The sequence below is a fragment of the Stenotrophomonas maltophilia group sp. msm4 genome (assembly GCF_032025605.1).
GTDB classification, from domain to species: Bacteria; Pseudomonadota; Gammaproteobacteria; order Xanthomonadales; family Xanthomonadaceae; genus Stenotrophomonas; species Stenotrophomonas sepilia.
In genome coordinates, this window is record NZ_JAVSKK010000002.1 from 702012 (window position 1) to 717371 (window position 15360).

Genomic DNA, 15360 nt, shown 5'->3' on the forward strand with positions numbered 1-15360 from the left:
TGCCGGCACCGGCACCTGCACTGCAGGTGCGCGGTGCCGGCACGACGAGACTCAGGTGGCGGTGGAGAAGCGGTAGCCGGCGCCGCGCACGGTCTGCACCATGTTCTCGGCGTTGAACGGCTCCAGCGTCTTGCGCAGGCGGCGGATATGCACGTCGATGGTGCGTTCCTCCACGTAAACGCTGCCGCCCCACACATGGTCCAGCAGCTGCGCGCGGGTGTAGACGCGCTCCGGGTGGGTCATGAAGAAATGCAGCAGGCGGTATTCGGTCGGGCCGATCGGCACCGGCTGGTCGTTGGCGAACACGCGATGGGCGGCGCCGTCGATACGGATCGGGCCGACGGCTACGCTGCCGTCCTCGTCATCTTCGCGGGCGCGGCGCATGACCGCGCGGATGCGGGCCAGCAGTTCGCGTGCCGAGAACGGCTTGACCACATAGTCATCGACACCGGCCTCGAGGCCACCGACGCGATCGTTCTCCTCGCCGCGGGCGGTCAGCATGATGATCGGCACTTCGCGGGTCAGCGTTTCCTTGCGCCAGCGACGGGCCAGGTCCAGGCCGCTGGTGCCGGGCAGCATCCAGTCCAGCAGGATCAGGTCGGGAACGCGATCGGCGATCGCGGTCTGGGCCTCCCGGGCATCGCCGGCGTGGACCGGTTCGTAATCGCCCTTGCGAAGGGCGAAGGCGACCATTTCACGGATCGCGGGCTCGTCATCGACGATCAGGATGCGTTTCTGCACGAGGACACCGTAGGGCTCGGTTACTGGAGTGGTGCCAGTAGACTACGGTTTGATGACATGTTTGTGACTACCCGGCCGGAACCGGCCCGGATTGCCATCGGCCGGTCATGCGGTGCTCAGCGACGGTCCAGATCCGGGTCCTGCACGCCCTGCCGGCGCAGTTCCAGCACCGTCGGGGTGATCGATTCGATGCGCGCGTCAACCCGCGCGCGGCCGATGTAATCCAGCGCCGGGTTGCGCTTGAGCGCCTGCAGCTGCATCAGCGCCTGTTCTGGCCGCCCGCTGAGGAAGGCGGCCTCGGCATAGGCCTCGCTGGCGCGCACGCTGTCGCCAGCCAACTCACTGGCGCGGGCGAAACGCTGCTGGAAGACCGGATCGTTACCACTTTGCGACAGCAGGGGGCGCAGCATCGCCTGCGCACGCTGGCCGGCTTCGCGGCTGCCTTGTTCGTTCAGGATCTCGGCATAGGTCAGTGCCACCGGGCGGCTGTTGGGGTGTTCGCGCAACAATTGCTCGAAGCGGCTGTTGGCCTGGGCCGCCTGGCCTGCGCGTGACTCCGCCTCGCCCAGGCCCAGCGCCAGCCACAGGTTGCCGGGGTGGGTCTGCAGCAGGCCGGCCAGGGTCTGCCGGGCCTGGCCGGCACCGGCACGGCCACCGCGCATCACCGCCAGCGCCTGGCCGTAGCGCTGCGCATCGTTGAGGCCGTCCTTCTGCCGCTTGGCCAGGTCGGCGTACTCGCGCTCCAGCTCGGGGGTGGAGTCCGCGCTGAGCACGCGCAGACGCTCACGCGCCCACTCGAAGTCACCGCTGGCGCCACGGTTGAGCTGGCCGATCGGCAGGCGCAGCACACTGCCGGGCAGCAGCGGGTTGTTGCCGCGCAGCAGCGGCTCGCCCAGGCTGGGATCGGCCGGGTCCACCCGCTCCTTGCGCTCGCCGGTGGGCGTGCTGGTGGTGAGCAGCACCGTATCCTTCTTCATCTGCTGGGCGCGGGACTTGGCCTCGCTGATGCGGGTGATGTTGACCGGGTGGGTGCGCAGGAACTCGGGCACGCTGTAGCCGCCTTCGTTGCCGCGCATGGCTGCCGACATCCGCTCGAAGAAGCCGGCCATGGCATCCACGTCGTAGCCGCTGCGCGACAGGGTGCGGATGCCGAGGCGGTCGGCCTCGGACTCGTTGGAGCGGGTGTAGTTGATCTGCCGCTGCTGCATCAGGCCCATGCCGGAGCTGATCGCCGCCATCGTCGCGTTGCCGGACGACGTGCTGTTGCTGGCCTGGGCGGCCACTACCGCCGCCAGCATGCCCAGCAGGATCGGGATCTGGTCGCGCTGGGCGCGCTCGACACCGCGCAGCACGTGCTGCTGGGTGACGTGGGCGATTTCGTGGGACAGCACCGCAGCGACCTCGTCCTCGCGCTCGGCGGTCAGCACCAGTCCGGCATTGACCCCGATGTAGCCGCCCAGCGTGGCGAACGCGTTGATCTGGCGGTCGTTCATCACGAAGAAGGTGTACGGCTGCCGCGGCTGGTCACTATTGGAGCCGAGCCGGGTACCCATGGTCTGCAGCCAGTCGTTGACCAGCGGATCTTCCAGCAGGTAGCCGTAGTTGCGCAGCTCGCGCAGCATCATCGCGCCGTACTCGGCCTGGCGGGCCGGGGTCAGCAGCTCGCCGGCCGAAGAGCCGATGTCGGGCAGCTTCTCCTGGGCCTGGGCCAGCGGCATGGCCAGGGCCAGGGTGACGGCGGTAGTCAGCAGCAGGGCTCGCAAGCAGAAGGTCCTCGGGCGGGGCGCGCCAAGCGTGGCAGGGCGGGGGGCAACCATTCGTTAATCCACAGTGTTGCGGCCGTGGCGTGGAAATTCCAGCGCACCGGTACCATATGTAGACCGTCGATCCATCGTGGAGTTTCCCGTGACAGCCCAGACCGCCGGCGGTGCCCCCGCCATCACCATCTATTCCACTGCCGTCTGCCCGTACTGCGTGGCCGCCAAGAACTTCCTGAAGAGCAAGGGCCAGCAGTGGACCGAGGTCCGCATCGACCTGGACCCGGCCGAGCGCGAGAAGATGATGGCGCTGACCCGCCGCACCAGCGTGCCGCAGATCTTCGTCGGCGACGTCCATGTCGGCGGCTACGACGACATGATGGCCCTGCACCGTGAAGGCAAGCTCGAGCCGCTGCTGGCCGGGCAGGGCCAGGCATGAGCGCGGCCGACGACGGCAGCAAGGACCGCATCGCCGAGTTCACCGAGTTCCGCAAGCGCATGAACGAGCGCATCCTGGGCGAACCGAACCAGGTGGTGCGCCGCTTCTTCGCGCTGGATACGCAGACCTACCAGGCCGGCGCGCTGGACGTGAAGACCAAGGAGCTGCTGGGCCTGGTGGCCTCGATGGTGCTGCGCTGCGACGACTGCATCAGCTACCACGTGGCCCAGTGCAAGGACGCCGGGGTGACCCGTGAGGAGTTCTTCGAGACCTTCTCGGTCGGCCTGGTGGTGGGCGGCTCCATCGTGATCCCGCACCTGCGCCGCGCGGTCGACTTCCTCGACCAGCTCGAAGGCGGCGCCGCCGCGCCAGCCGCGCACGAGCACTGAGGGTCGTGCCGGCCAGCGGCCGGCATCCCCTGAATTCGACATGGCCGGGGTTGCCGGCCCGCGGCCGGCACTACCGGGCCCGCGAGGGGGCCTGTCCCGCGATCCAACAGCCCAGGAGCCCCTTCTTGTTGAAGGGGCGCGCCGACAGGCGGGGGTAGAGGAGGGACGCGCGGGCAATTCTGCCTGAGCCGGGGACTGGGACCATGGTCTATTTGGGACCTCGGCCCCGGCTCAGGCATAATTGCCGGTGAAACTTCCTTTGCGCCGGCGTTTCCGGGCACGTCCGGACGGCGTTTTTCCCCCTGTTCGGAACATCGATCAATGACGCAGAAAATTACGGTCATCCGCGGCGACGGCATTGGCCCGGAAATCATGGACGCCACCCTGTTCGTGCTCGACCAGCTCAAGACTGGCCTGGAGTACGAAGACGCCGACGCCGGCCTGGTGGCCCTGGAAAAGCACGGCGACCTGATGCCGGCGGTGACCCTGGAATCGATCGCGCGCAACAAGGTCGCGCTGAAGAGCCCGCTGACCACCCCGGTCGGTGGTGGCTTCACCTCGATCAACGTCAGCCTGCGCCGCCACTTCGACCTGTACGCCAACGTGCGCCCGGCCCACACCTTCCCGAACACCAAGTCGCGTTTCGACAACGTCGACCTGATCACCGTCCGTGAGAACACCGAAGGTGCCTACCTGGCCGAAGGCCAGGAAGTGTCGGCCGACGGCGAGACCGCCTTCTCCGGCACCCGCATCACCCGCAAGGGCTCCGAGCGCATCGTGCGCTACGCCTTCGAGCTGGCCAAGAGCACCGGCCGCAAGAAGGTCACCGCCGTGCACAAGGCCAACATCATCAAGTCGACCTCGGGCCTGTTCCTGAATGTCGCCCGTGAAGTGGCCGCGCAGTACCCGGACATCGAGTTCCAGGAAATGATCGTCGACAACTGCTGCATGCAGCTGGTGATGCGCCCGGAACAGTTCGATGTGATCGTCACCACGAACCTGTTCGGCGACATCATCTCCGACCTGTGCGCCGGCCTGGTCGGCGGCCTGGGCCTGGCTCCGGGCGCCAACATCGGCAAGGATGCGGCGATCTTCGAAGCCGTGCACGGCACCGCGCCGGACATCGCCGGCCAGGGCAAGGCCAATCCGTGCGCGCTGCTGCTGGCGGCCGCGCAGATGCTGGACCACATCGGCCAGCCGGAAAACGCCGAGCGCCTGCGCAAGGCCATCGTGGCGACCATGGAAGCCAAGGATTCGCTGACCGGCGACCTGGGTGGCACCGGCACCACCATGAGCTTTGCCAAGGCCATTGCCAGCCGCCTGTAAGCGGCCGGCCGACCTCGGTCGGATGCACAGCGGGGCACCTTCGGGCGCCCCGTTGCGTTTTTCCGCCTCTGTAGAGTCGAGCATGGCTCGACTCCACAGAAGCGGTCTGTGCTGATATCGCACAGATCATGTGCTGTTTCACGGCTGGTTCGTGCGCCATCCGCTCCGCATCCTGTGCCCACTTTCCACTGCACAGGAGTCGCTCCATGAATCTCACCGCCTTCGGCCTGGCCAGCTTGCTCGGCATGACCGCCACCATCCCGGTTGCTGCTGCCGAGCCGGCCCATGCCACCATCCGCCATATGGCGGGTGCGCCGGTCGCGACCTCGCTGGATGCGGCGAAGACTGCCGTGCTGGTGATCGACTTCCAGAACGAGTACTTCGATGCCAGGGCCGTACCGGGCTTTGCGGGTGGCCGCATGGTCATTCCCGATGGCGTGGCCGCACTGCGTCAGGCCAGGCGGGTAGTCGAATTCGCCGATGCCCACGGCATCCGCGTGATCCATGTCCAGCACGTGCTGCCGGCCGGCGCACCCCTGTTCGCGCAGGGCAGCGTCAATGCCGCCTTCCATCGCGACCTGCAGCCGCGCCAGGGCGAGACCGTGGTGCAGAAGGACAATGTCAGCGTGTTCGCCGGCGCGTCCGCAGCCGTGCTCGACCCGATGCTGATGAATGCCGGTATCGATACCCTGATCGTCACTGGCCTGCAGACCCATGCCTGTGTGGCCGGTGCCGCGCGCGACGCAGCGGCCGCCCCACGTGGCTACCGGGTGATCGTCTCGTCCGATGCCAGCGCCAGCCGTGATCTGGATCTGGCCGGCGGCCGTCGCATCGATCATCGCGCGCTGCATGAGGCCTCGCTGGCGCAGATCGAAGACGCCTTCGGCGACGTCATGAGCACCGACGCGATCCTGGCGCTGCCGGTACGCAAGGCCGGTGACGGCGCTTGATAAGCTGGCGGGGCCCGCATGCCGTGGGCCCCGCCACGTGGAGCTGCCCGCCGATGGATCACTTCGCCGCCCTGCGCGCGCTGCGCGCCATCGTTGACGCGGGCAGTTTCACCGCGGCCGCCGAGCGCCTGGGGACCACCCACTCGGCGATGTCGCGGCAGCTGCGGCAGCTGGAAGAACACCTGCAGGTACGCCTGCTCGATCGCAACAGCCGTCGGCTGTCGTTGACCGAGGCCGGGCGCGATTACTACCGCGAGGCGGCAACGCTGCTGGACCGCCTGCAGGAGGCGGACGATCGTGCCCGCGCCGGGCAGGCGCAACCCAGTGGCAGGGTGCGGATCAGCGTGCCGCAGGTAGTGGCCAGCCAGGAACTGCCGCATTGGCTGCCCTCGTTCCTGCAGCGTTACCCGCAGGTCACGCTGGACCTGTCGGCGGATGATCAGGTGGTGGATGTGGTCGGTGGTGGCTTCGACCTGGCGCTGCGCATTGCAGCTTCATTGCCGGACAGCCAGCTGGTCGCGCGCGAGCTGGCCAGCTGCCCGCGCATCCTGGTCGCCGCACCGGCCTACCTGGCCCGGCATGGCCTGCCGCGGCAGGCTGCGGATCTGGAGCAGCACACGCTGCTGGGTTTCAGTCCCACCCCATCAATGCCGCCCTGGCAGTTACAGGGGCCGCGCGGCGCCTGCGTGAGCGTTGAAGCCGGGCAGCGCCTGCGTGTGGATGCCACGCCTGCGCTGTACGCCGCCGCGCTGGCCGGAATGGGCATCAGCCTGTTCACCGCGTTGACCGTGCAGGAGGACCTGCGCGCCGGTCGTCTGATCCGCGTGCTGCCGGCCTGGCATGCCGGCCAGCGGCGCTACTTCGCGTTGTACCCGCATGCACGTGCGCTCGCGCCCAAGGTGCGCGCGCTGGTCGAGCACCTTGCGGCGCACTACGCTGCACAGGCTGGCGTGGCTGGCGTGGCTGGCTAGCCGGGAAATGCAGCAGCCACGCGTTACAAAGAGAAAAGGGCGCCCCGAAGGCGCCCTTTGTCGTTTATGGCTCTGTCCGGTTCAGCGCTGCTGGATCTTCGACAGCAGGCGCAGGAACTCCACATACAGCCAGACCAGGGTCACCATCAGGCCGAATGCGCCATACCACTCCATGTACTTCGGCGCGCGCTGGGCGACGCCGGACTCGATGAAATCGAAGTCCAGCACCAGGTTCAGCGCGGCCACGACCACCACGAACAGGCTGAAGGCAATGCCCAGCCAGCTGGAGTCGTGGATCACCGGCACGTTGATGTTGAAGAAGCCCAGTACGAACGAGGCCAGGTAGAGCAGGGCGATGCCGCCGGTGGCGGCGACCACGCCCATCTTGAAGTTCTCGGTGGCCTTGATCAGGCCGCTGCGGTATGCGAACAGCAGGGCGGCCAGGGTGCCGAAGGTCAGCAGCACCGCCTGGAACACGATGCCCGGATACTTCATGTTGAACAGGGCCGACACGGCGCCCAGGAACAGGCCTTCGACCAGCGCGTACATCGGCGCGGTGACCGGCGACCATTCCTTCTTGAAGATGGTGATCAGTGCCAGCACCAGGCCGCCAATCGCGCCGCCGATGGCGTACAGGCTCGCGCTGCCGGAAATCTGGCCGTACTCGTCGACCGCCTGGCTCCAGGCGAACGCCGCGGTCAGCACGGTCAACAGCAGCAGGATGCCGGTCTTGTTGGCGGTGCCATTGAGGGTCATGACCTGGTCGGGGCTGGTCACTACCGAGCCACTGGCGAGGTCGAGGAAAGTCGACTCGGAAAGAGCCGGGTTGCCGCTGCGCATGCGTGTTCTCCGTGCGGATGAAGGTCGGGACGGCCATCCGGCCGATGGGCGTGAGCATAGCCGATGACTGCTTTCGGCGTTGTGGCAGGCCCGGGTTCTGTGCATCCTTCGTTGACAGTTCCCAACGCGCTTGGCGACAATGAACAACTCCCCGGGCCCAACCCGAGGGGATTGCAAGACCGGGGTATAGCGCAGTCTGGTAGCGCGCCTGCTTTGGGAGCAGGATGTCGGGGGTTCGAATCCCTCTACCCCGACCAATCCCACGCCACGTCGGATTGGACACCGTTCCGGTTCGGGCGCCCGTAGCTCAACTGGATAGAGCACCGGCCTTCTAAGCCGGCGGTTACAGGTTCGATTCCTGTCGGGCGCGCCATTGGAATCAATGGCATATGAATTACTTTGGTGCTGGCGGAGCCTATTCCAGGAACAGCGGAAATGTGTGGCGCGCGCCGCCGTGGGTCACAAAAAAGGCCAGCGCGGTGCGCTGACCTTTCTGTTCTGTGTCCTGGCGAGAGCACTTCGTTGAAGTGCCCCCAAGGCTGAATCATATCTGCTCAAGTTCGCCTACATCGACCCTGCCGCCACCGCAATTGCCATGGCAACCGCCGCCGATCGGGGCACTGCCGCCACCACCACCGCCACCACCACCACCACCGCCACCACCACCGCGGGAGTTGGGCGGGAGCACGGTCGAAATCACTTCGCCGGAGTCGAAGCCTGCGCCTCGCCACGTGTAGTTGACGCAGGAAATACCGTTGCAGACGGTCAGGACATCGCCGGTCTGAACTCGCGTCTGGGCTGTCCAGACGGTGGTCCGGCCGTCATTGAGCTTCTGGACCTCTTGGGAAAGCTGCTGGTTGGTCACCGGATCGGGATACGGGGTTGTCAGCGTGCATCCGGCGGTGCAGTTGATGACGCCAGGAAGCTTTTTCGCTTGAACGCTCCCGCTCGCCATGAACAGCAGCACGCCTGCAATGGCGGGAATGGAGTTTCTACCAAGCGAAGGATAATCCCAATCAGTCTAGCTTTCACAATAGGTCCTTATCGTGGGATGCAACAGTTCTTGAAGATTTCATTCGATGAAATGCGGGCTTTCTCTTTCTCCTGACTGCTCAGGTTTTTCTCATGGTTGGCAATGTCATTGGTGGTGGCAAAACGTGGGTCCAGCCGGTTGAGGACGCGGGTGTACGCCAGGGCGGCAACGGGATCGGCAGGAACGATGCCGCCATAGGTGTAGGCCATCGCCATGTCGCTGATGACATTGACGTTCCCTTGTGATTCCAGCTCGCGCAGATATCCGGTGGCGGTGTCCTTCCACGCCTCGAGCGCCGCGGGATCACGGATTGCGTCATCAAGCGAACCGATGACTTTCTCCGGCGATCGCGAGTAAGCGCGCATCGCTTCCTGCGAGCCCATGGCGGCGGCCTTCGAAAGCCAGTCGGCGTGATAGATGTCCCGATCCAGGGCCAGCGACTCGCACTCTCCGAGGATTCGTTCCGATCGCTCCAGGAACCAGTTGCCGGACCCGACCGTGGTGGCTGAATCCGCCAGCTTGTCAGCGCGATCCGAGATGAAGGTCTGGCACTGCTCGATGGTTCGATAGATTTCGTAGGTTGCTGTGGCATCTCCGGATTCGGAGCGCAGCATCAGTTGCTTGACGTGGGCGAGCGCGTCACCGGGAGGCCGGAACTCATTGCCTCTTACGATCTCGTAGGCTTTGGGTCCCACCGCCTTGTACGAGCCTGGCGGGATCTTGTTGTCCCGCTCAAGCCTCTGCGCGGCCGCCGCACCTGACGCAGGAAGCGGCCTTCCCTGGTCGGGCCTTTCATCGAGGCTGCCACTCTTCCAGGATTCCTCTGCCGTCACATCGACAGCCGCCTGCTGCCGGTAGCTGGACATTGCAACGGCTGCCACTGCCAGCACGGCTGCTAGCGCGACGAATCCGATTAGCCGCTTGCTCATCTATTGCTCTCACCTTCATTGCAGGAACCGGCATGGTTGCAAACGCGCGCCTCGCGTTCCATGTCCTGCAGCTAACGTTGTATGAATGGATCTCCCCCATTTCTGTTTGAGATTCATTCATGATTCGTTCACTTATTATTCACGCTTTCGGGAGTGGGCCCGACGATGTCGAGCTGTTGCCTGCGCCTGACCATCGGTACAGGTGGCACGCACCTTCCGGCGATCGGCATGAGGTGCAGTTTCGAAAGGCGCGGGAGAGGTAGAGCGGGTGATGGCCGAAGTGCATCGGCTGCGCAGGCACCAATAGCGGCTCACTCTGTATTGCGGTGGTCTCGCCTTGCTGGTGTTGACTGGCCTGCTGATGGGGCGACAGCCCAGCGCAACGCGCCGTTCGACGTGATCGAAACGATGGTGCCGAAGGACAGCTGCGGCCGATGTTCTCGGCTGAAGATGAGCGCTTGCACGCGCAGACTGTGCAAGCGATTACCCGTCGTGTGCTTCCTGGCAGGCCGCAGTCGCGCAATGCGATGCTTCAGCTGATCGACGGGGCGGGCCAGCTGCACCTGCAGTTGCAGGTCACGCCCAAAGGTGAGGTGACGCTGTCATTCTTGGATGAGCATGCAGACATCGCGCGCGTGGTCTCGGCGGAGCAGCTCTGATGTCCTGTTCCGGCCCCTGCACATCAATGTGAAGAAGTGCTTGCAATTCCTTCGCGACTACCGGAAAATGCCGGACTCGCTTCGGGGGACGGACTTCTGGTTCCGCCCGGTAGCGAAGCATCAAGTTCCAGCGCCAGCCTCATCGGCGATGGAGCGAAAGTTTCAGTGGTGGCTGTAGCTCAGTTGGTTAGAGTACCGGATTGTGATTCCGGTGGTCGGGGGTTCGAATCCCCTCAGCCACCCCACTTTTTTCTTACTACCGTCGCTAAGTTACTGAAAAGTAAGCTGGCGACGGTCAGTTTTGGTACTACAATCCCTCGTTGGCAATCAATCCCTGTCTCGGAACGTCACCTGGGGGCGTCACCTGCGGCGCAGCCCGCAATTGCTCCAGCGCAGACTTGCCGATGAGCGCCTGCTCGGCCAGCACCTTCGCGTAGGTCTCTGACGTGGTGCGGATGTCTCGATGCCCCAGCCACTCCTGCACGAGCTTGATGTTGCCGGTCGCCAGCAGCAGCCGGGTTGCGCAGGTGTGCCGCAGCGAGTGGATCACGCACTCCTTCTCCTTGGCGAGATGCGTCCCCTTTCGCGCACGATTCCAGAGCTTGTTGGCGCGGGTCTTGTTGAGCGTGGAGAAGGGGCCGGTCTGCTCCTTGCCTGCCGCCTTGCGCCGCCGCTGGACCACCTCCGAAGCGCGGGAGGTCAGGGGGATGGTGCGCTGCCGGCCGCCTTTGAGTTCCCCGTGACGCCAGAAGCGCACGGCGGTGGGTGGGGTGCCCACGAGGTCGCTCCAGCGCAGGTTGAACGCCTGGCTCAGGCGGCAGCCCACGTCGGCCAGGAACACGAACAGGTCGTGGTAGTCCTTACCGTCGCGCGTCCGCGGCCGACCGCCGTACTCGGGGTCGGGTAGGGTGTCCCATGCGAGCACGCGGGAGAGGATCAGCTCCTCGTCCTGGATGGTCAGGGTGAACTGGCGCGCGTTGTCGCGCTCGTCGCTCGGGCGGTACTCCGGGATGGCGGCCAGCATGCGTCCGGCCTTCGCCTCGCGGCGCAGGACGGCCATCAGGGCGTGCATCTTGCGGTTGATGGTCGCCGGGGCAGCCTGCTCGGCCTCCATCTTGGTCACCATCGCGTCCACGGCGGCCTGGGTGATGTCGTTGATGGGCGTGTCCTCGCCAAGGAAGCCCTGGACGATCTTGCAGTTGGTGCGGACGGTCTCGATGGACTTGAGCTTGCCCCAAAAGTTGCGGTCCTCCAGGGCGTCATCCATCGCGTCCTTGAGGGTGCGCTGCCGGGCCTTGGCTTTCGCCACGGCCATCTGCGCCGACCGGGACTTGCCCCGGATGAGTTCGCGCAGCACGTCCTCGGAAACGTCGGGGTCATCGCGCAGGGCGTCGAGGACCGCCTGCTCCTTGCGCTCGGCGGCCACGCGGTCACGGGTGCCGGTGGACAGGCGCACGCGGCGGTATCCCTCCTGCACGTCGAGCATGTAGTAGCGCTTGTCGGGCGCACCCGGCTTGGGTGCGGTCCCTTTGAGGCGAAGGGCCATGTGTATCTCCAAAAATGAAAAGGCCCGCACTAGGCGGGCCTCGGGGCACAACGGGGTGTTGGGGGTTAGGCGGCTGCGACGCGCGCCGTCACCTTGCGGTTGACACGTTCTGAGAGCGAAGCCAGCCAGTGCAGCGCCTTGGTCGTCGGAAAGATCAGGTTGCGCTTGCGGTAGGCGGGATCGGGGCGCTGCTCCAGGAAGTCAGGCCCCGGCTCGCGGTTACGCTTGATAGACGACAGGTCGAGCACATTGCGGCTCACTGCGGAGGGAGAGAGTCCGCCGAGGACGCGCTCAAGGTCCACCTGCTGAATGCCCGGCTCGTCCACAACGGCGAGTAGGGTGAGGATGCGGGTGGCGGTGATGTCCTCGTCGATCTCTTCCCGGAAGGCTGACAGTGCGGTTGTGAGAATGGCCGTCAGTTCTTTCTGCGAGAGATTCATGGTGCGCTCATTTTCCGTAAGGGGATGGTTCCCCCTTGGGAAACCATCAGGGTCTATCTTGGAGCCGCAATGTAAGGATTACAAGGCCCAAGCCAATGTTGATGGCATTCTTGCCAATTTTGTCCATCCAAAAACCACGCTGCCAAGGCGTGGGGGAGGGGTCGATTCCGATCTCATATCCAAAGGCTTTCACGAACAGGTCCAGGTACTTCTGCCCTGCGAAGGGGCCGTCCTGTCCCCTGCTCACGGCGTTGTAATGCGCCGCCACCCCCGGCTGCGCTCCACAAAAAGGTCTTACGTTTCAGTGTTTTAAGAACGGTAGTACAAGCATCACCGCCAGGGTCACGATGGCCCCGACCACGGATGCAAAGTCCTTGCCCTACGCGGACTACCGCGCTGGCTATTGTCCGTCTCACCGTACTCATAGACTGAGAACGCCCCCCCTGGTCGTCTGCGGATGCGCAGCCCGACAGCAGCACGCTACCGTCGGGCAGACTACAGGCCACAATGATGGCGCGTCCGTAGGAATCAAGTACCACCGGAGAGATTGATCCCGACTCGTGCATTGAGTTCATGGCTGCGGGGTCTCAGTTGGGGCGGCGGGTGGGACCGGATAGGACACCCGCCAGCCACAGTCCTCGGGGACGACCGAGAACTGGACGCGCTCGTTGAGCAGGCCGAGCACGGCGCGCAGGACGCCGCGCTTCTCGTTGTGGTCGAAGTGGATGGTCCGAATCATTCCGGCACCTCATAGGTGCGCTCGTGGAGCACCGAGACCTCCCGTTCGATGACCAGGAACGGGCCGATCTGGTGTGCGCGGAAGGCCAGGCTGACGATGATGATTTCCATGATGGTTTCCTTTGACGTGGATCAAGCGCCGCGACGGGCGAGGTGGTAGTTGGCCTGACGCATCAGGCGGTGGAACTCGGCGACATCGGCCGGAGACATCGGCCGAGCCACCCGGATGGCTTGGGGGCGCTTAGGAGCGCGGAGGCGGATCACGGTGCGCGCCCTCCCGACAGCGCGACCCACAAGGTCACGCAAGGCAGGACGTTGATGCACCAGCGGCGGTTGTAGGGCGACCAGTGCGCGCCAATCCACGCGCTGCCCCGGTAGTGGTCGCGGCATTCCCAGCCGCTCACAGTGCCCAGCGTGTCGTTGTTCTCCCAGGGCGCACCCGCGTCAGGGTCAGGGATGTGCTCGACCTTGAAGGTCAGCCCGTGCAGCTCGATGGTGTCCATGCTCGTCTCCTCAGCGGAACCAGCGCTGCGCCACGCCGCGGCCCAGCTCGCGGCGCGCGGTTGCGCGGATGTGATTGCCCCAGCTCCCGTCGTGTCGCTCGCGCAGCTCGGCGGGCGAGTTCTCGCGCCAGTAGTCCCAGAGCAGTTGCGAGAGCACGCGGCAGACGCCAGCGCGGAACTCGGTCGGCCAATACTGGCCGGTGCAGTAGTCCAATCGGCCGTCGTCGCGCAGTTGCAGTCGCCCCGAGCCTTGCAGCGCCTTGCGGATGTCGTGCGCGGTGATCGACTCGCGCCAACCAATCGCGGCCAGCATTTCCAGTGCGTCGCTGCGCTGCCGCTGGGCGGTGCGCTGGTCGCTACGGTAGCTCGACGCGGTGCCGTAGTTGCACGGATCGAAGCCGGGGCGCTGATTGACGAAAGCGGTCAGCATCGCCATCAGTTCTTCGCGGGTCAGCAGTGCGGCAGGCTTGCGTGCCATGTGAGTGCTCCAGAAATGCGAAGGCCCGCACTAGGCGGGCCTCGGGATCAGCGGTGGTTGTCGGTCAGTGCGCCCAATCGGGCTTGACGTTCAGCAGGTAGGCGGCGGCCACTGCGCGGGCGGTGTCCTCGTCGGCCACGTCGGCAATCCACCACCAGCGGTCCTTACCGGCCCAGCGGTAGACGCCCCAAAACTGCGCGGCCATCGGTGCGCAAGGCTCGACGCTTCCATCGAACTCTTGGCGGGGACCGTAGGAGACCGATCGGTCGCCCAGGGTGACCAGCTTGTCACCGGCAGGTACAGCCAGCTCGTTGTCGTTGCTCATTGCGACAGGCCCTTTGCGTGCTCAATGGCGCGATCCAGCGCGCCGGGGATGTTGTGAAAAATGCCGTGGCGTGTCGAGTGGGTGAGGCCGATTTTGTAGACCTCAAAATGGTTCGGTCCCTTGCGCAGCACCCACGCCTTTTCGGTCTCGAACATGATGTCCTCCTCGCGGTAGCTCATCGCGCGGCTCCCATGGGGTCGAAGTCGGTATCCCTGATTGCGCGGTTGACCACGGTGGCGAACTCCTCGGCTTGCTGCGGCGTCATCGCGGTCGCCGCCAGTTGTTCGTGATAGCGCCCCGGCTGTGCCAGGAACACGTTGCGGGTTCCGTAGGTGCGCAGTTCCATCACAGCACCCCCAGCCCGCGCAGCACCGGCTCCACCAGCGCGTCGGTGTCCTCGTTTGCGCTCCAGTCGCTCGCTACGTCGGCCCCGTTCTGCCAGATCAGCCACACGAAACCGACGCGGCTGCCATCCTCGCGGCGGAATACCAGCGTGTCGGCGTCGGTGGTCGCCAGCGCTTCCAGCACCATCTGCCGGTCGCGTCCACGCTTCACCGTCCACTCCTCGCCATCGTTGACGGAAATGGCATAGCCCTTGGCGAGCGCGAGGTCCACCAACGCCCGCGCTATGTCGGCGGCGATCTTCGGTGCGTACTTGTCGAGATTCATGGCTTTCTCCGGGCAACAAAAAAGCCGCCTTGCGGCGGCTTCGGGGGATTGGGGTAGGGCGCGGTTAGAGGAACAACTTGGTCAGCGTGACGATGCCAGCCACAAAGGCCGTGGCGACCACCAGCGGATACCACCGGGTCTCCATCATCAGCTTGTCGATCTCGCGGTTGATCTTGCGAATCTCAGCGGTGAGCTTGCGCACTTGCAAGTCCTCCAGTGGTCCATTGGTGCTCATGGTAGCTCCAAAAAAGACCCGCCGTCACACGTCGGCGGGGTGTGGAAAATCTGGTTGACGAAAGGGGATCAGATGACAACGGGGGATGGACAAGGCGCAACTTGGGTGCGGTTCTTGTTCGCCTGGCGCTCCCGCTCGTTGAGTCGGGCGCGGTGCTCGCGGATGCCGCGGCGGATGCAACCGGCCACGTAGTAGTCGCGGGCGGTCATATCAAACGGGATCATCGTCATGGGTTGCTCTCCAGTGAATCGGACCACCAAAACGCCCCATCACAACGGTAGGGACGCTTTGGCGGTCAGACTCATGCTTGTAAGGCATGGAATCTGACCGTCGCCAGCTTCCGGGAGCGCCTCCAGCTCGCCTAGGAATCCCGTACAGCTGGCCCCGCTCTT

At 65.2% G+C, this 15360-nt stretch carries 22 protein-coding genes and 3 tRNA genes; 9 read left to right on the forward strand and 16 right to left on the reverse strand.

Annotated features, from left to right (window positions below):
• Window positions 1-51 precede the first annotated feature (51 nt).
• Window positions 52-741, reverse strand: a complete 690-nt coding sequence (gene phoB / locus ROV93_RS12325) for a phosphate regulon transcriptional regulator PhoB (protein ID WP_005408258.1) — start codon at window positions 739-741, stop codon at window positions 52-54.
• 116 nt (window positions 742-857) lie between these two features.
• A complete protein-coding gene (locus ROV93_RS12330) occupies window positions 858-2558 on the reverse strand; it encodes a M48 family metalloprotease (RefSeq protein WP_172412112.1) in 1701 nt (566 codons plus the stop codon).
• An 88-nt stretch (window positions 2559-2646) separates the two neighbouring features.
• On the opposite strand from ROV93_RS12330, the gene grxC reads away from it, so the two are divergent.
• From grxC to ROV93_RS12355, 5 genes are all read left to right on the forward strand, one after another.
• Window positions 2647-2937, forward strand: a complete 291-nt coding sequence (gene grxC / locus ROV93_RS12335; protein WP_004154541.1) for a glutaredoxin 3 — start codon at window positions 2647-2649, stop codon at window positions 2935-2937.
• A complete protein-coding gene (locus ROV93_RS12340) occupies window positions 2934-3326 on the forward strand; it encodes a carboxymuconolactone decarboxylase family protein (protein WP_004154542.1) in 393 nt (130 codons plus the stop codon). Before grxC ends, ROV93_RS12340 begins: the two co-directional genes overlap by 4 nt.
• A gap of 321 nt (window positions 3327-3647) precedes the next feature.
• Complete coding sequence (locus tag ROV93_RS12345) at window positions 3648-4652, forward strand: isocitrate dehydrogenase (protein WP_012479261.1); 1005 nt, start codon at window positions 3648-3650, stop codon at window positions 4650-4652.
• A gap of 206 nt (window positions 4653-4858) precedes the next feature.
• The gene (locus ROV93_RS12350) at window positions 4859-5602 is read left to right on the forward strand and encodes a cysteine hydrolase (protein ID WP_072168270.1); all 744 of its coding nucleotides are present in this window, start codon (window positions 4859-4861) and stop codon (window positions 5600-5602) included.
• Between the two features lie 53 nt (window positions 5603-5655).
• Window positions 5656-6573 carry a LysR family transcriptional regulator gene (locus tag ROV93_RS12355; RefSeq protein WP_072168269.1) on the forward strand — a complete coding sequence of 306 codons (918 nt, stop codon included), beginning with the start codon at window positions 5656-5658 and terminating at the stop codon, window positions 6571-6573.
• 81 nt (window positions 6574-6654) lie between these two features.
• On the opposite strand, the gene ROV93_RS12360 is transcribed toward ROV93_RS12355, so the two are convergent.
• Complete coding sequence (locus tag ROV93_RS12360; RefSeq protein WP_072168268.1) at window positions 6655-7413, reverse strand: Bax inhibitor-1/YccA family protein; 759 nt, start codon at window positions 7411-7413, stop codon at window positions 6655-6657.
• Between the two features lie 180 nt (window positions 7414-7593).
• Between ROV93_RS12360 and ROV93_RS12365 the strand changes: the two genes are divergently transcribed.
• Window positions 7594-7670, forward strand: a tRNA-Pro gene (locus ROV93_RS12365).
• Window positions 7671-7709: 39 nt separating this feature from the next.
• Window positions 7710-7786 (forward strand) — tRNA-Arg (locus ROV93_RS12370).
• A 171-nt stretch (window positions 7787-7957) separates the two neighbouring features.
• On the opposite strand, the gene ROV93_RS12375 is transcribed toward ROV93_RS12370, so the two are convergent.
• Window positions 7958-8380: a hypothetical protein gene (locus ROV93_RS12375; RefSeq protein ID WP_227836579.1), complete on the reverse strand. Its 423-nt coding sequence runs from the start codon at window positions 8378-8380 to the stop codon at window positions 7958-7960.
• A 74-nt stretch (window positions 8381-8454) separates the two neighbouring features.
• Window positions 8455-9375: a hypothetical protein gene (locus tag ROV93_RS12380; protein WP_031748294.1), complete on the reverse strand. Its 921-nt coding sequence runs from the start codon at window positions 9373-9375 to the stop codon at window positions 8455-8457.
• Window positions 9376-9809: 434 nt separating this feature from the next.
• Between ROV93_RS12380 and ROV93_RS12385 the strand changes: the two genes are divergently transcribed.
• Complete coding sequence (locus ROV93_RS12385; RefSeq protein WP_072168266.1) at window positions 9810-10034, forward strand: hypothetical protein; 225 nt, start codon at window positions 9810-9812, stop codon at window positions 10032-10034.
• 168 nt (window positions 10035-10202) lie between these two features.
• Window positions 10203-10279: transfer RNA gene (locus tag ROV93_RS12390), tRNA-His, on the forward strand.
• A gap of 62 nt (window positions 10280-10341) precedes the next feature.
• On the opposite strand, the gene ROV93_RS12395 is transcribed toward ROV93_RS12390, so the two are convergent.
• From ROV93_RS12395 to ROV93_RS12445, 11 genes are all read right to left on the reverse strand, one after another.
• A complete protein-coding gene (locus ROV93_RS12395; protein ID WP_180890760.1) occupies window positions 10342-11580 on the reverse strand; it encodes a site-specific integrase in 1239 nt (412 codons plus the stop codon).
• 65 nt (window positions 11581-11645) lie between these two features.
• Complete coding sequence (locus tag ROV93_RS12400; RefSeq protein WP_180890761.1) at window positions 11646-12020, reverse strand: MarR family transcriptional regulator; 375 nt, start codon at window positions 12018-12020, stop codon at window positions 11646-11648.
• Between the two features lie 571 nt (window positions 12021-12591).
• The gene (locus tag ROV93_RS12405) at window positions 12592-12759 is read right to left on the reverse strand and encodes a hypothetical protein (RefSeq protein WP_180890762.1); all 168 of its coding nucleotides are present in this window, start codon (window positions 12757-12759) and stop codon (window positions 12592-12594) included.
• 259 nt (window positions 12760-13018) lie between these two features.
• Window positions 13019-13261: a hypothetical protein gene (locus tag ROV93_RS12410; RefSeq protein ID WP_312539945.1), complete on the reverse strand. Its 243-nt coding sequence runs from the start codon at window positions 13259-13261 to the stop codon at window positions 13019-13021.
• Window positions 13262-13271: 10 nt separating this feature from the next.
• The gene (locus ROV93_RS12415) at window positions 13272-13739 is read right to left on the reverse strand and encodes a hypothetical protein (protein ID WP_180890764.1); all 468 of its coding nucleotides are present in this window, start codon (window positions 13737-13739) and stop codon (window positions 13272-13274) included.
• Between the two features lie 64 nt (window positions 13740-13803).
• Window positions 13804-14064, reverse strand: coding sequence for a hypothetical protein (locus ROV93_RS12420; RefSeq protein ID WP_032961791.1), 261 nt, complete (start codon window positions 14062-14064; stop codon window positions 13804-13806).
• Entirely contained in the window at window positions 14061-14243 is a 183-nt protein-coding gene (locus ROV93_RS12425; protein ID WP_049397876.1) for a hypothetical protein, read from the reverse strand. The genes ROV93_RS12420 and ROV93_RS12425 overlap by 4 nt, the downstream gene beginning before the upstream one ends.
• Window positions 14240-14410: a hypothetical protein gene (locus tag ROV93_RS12430; protein ID WP_312539947.1), complete on the reverse strand. Its 171-nt coding sequence runs from the start codon at window positions 14408-14410 to the stop codon at window positions 14240-14242. Before ROV93_RS12430 ends, ROV93_RS12425 begins: the two co-directional genes overlap by 4 nt.
• Window positions 14410-14733 (reverse strand): hypothetical protein, encoded by a 324-nt coding sequence (locus ROV93_RS12435; protein WP_134734692.1) that lies wholly within the window; start codon window positions 14731-14733, stop codon window positions 14410-14412. Before ROV93_RS12435 ends, ROV93_RS12430 begins: the two co-directional genes overlap by 1 nt.
• Window positions 14734-14797: 64 nt before the next feature.
• Window positions 14798-14968 carry a hypothetical protein gene (locus ROV93_RS12440; RefSeq protein WP_167692992.1) on the reverse strand — a complete coding sequence of 57 codons (171 nt, stop codon included), beginning with the start codon at window positions 14966-14968 and terminating at the stop codon, window positions 14798-14800.
• Between the two features lie 68 nt (window positions 14969-15036).
• Window positions 15037-15198, reverse strand: coding sequence for a hypothetical protein (locus ROV93_RS12445; protein WP_155029018.1), 162 nt, complete (start codon window positions 15196-15198; stop codon window positions 15037-15039).
• Window positions 15199-15360: the final 162 nt, after the last annotated feature.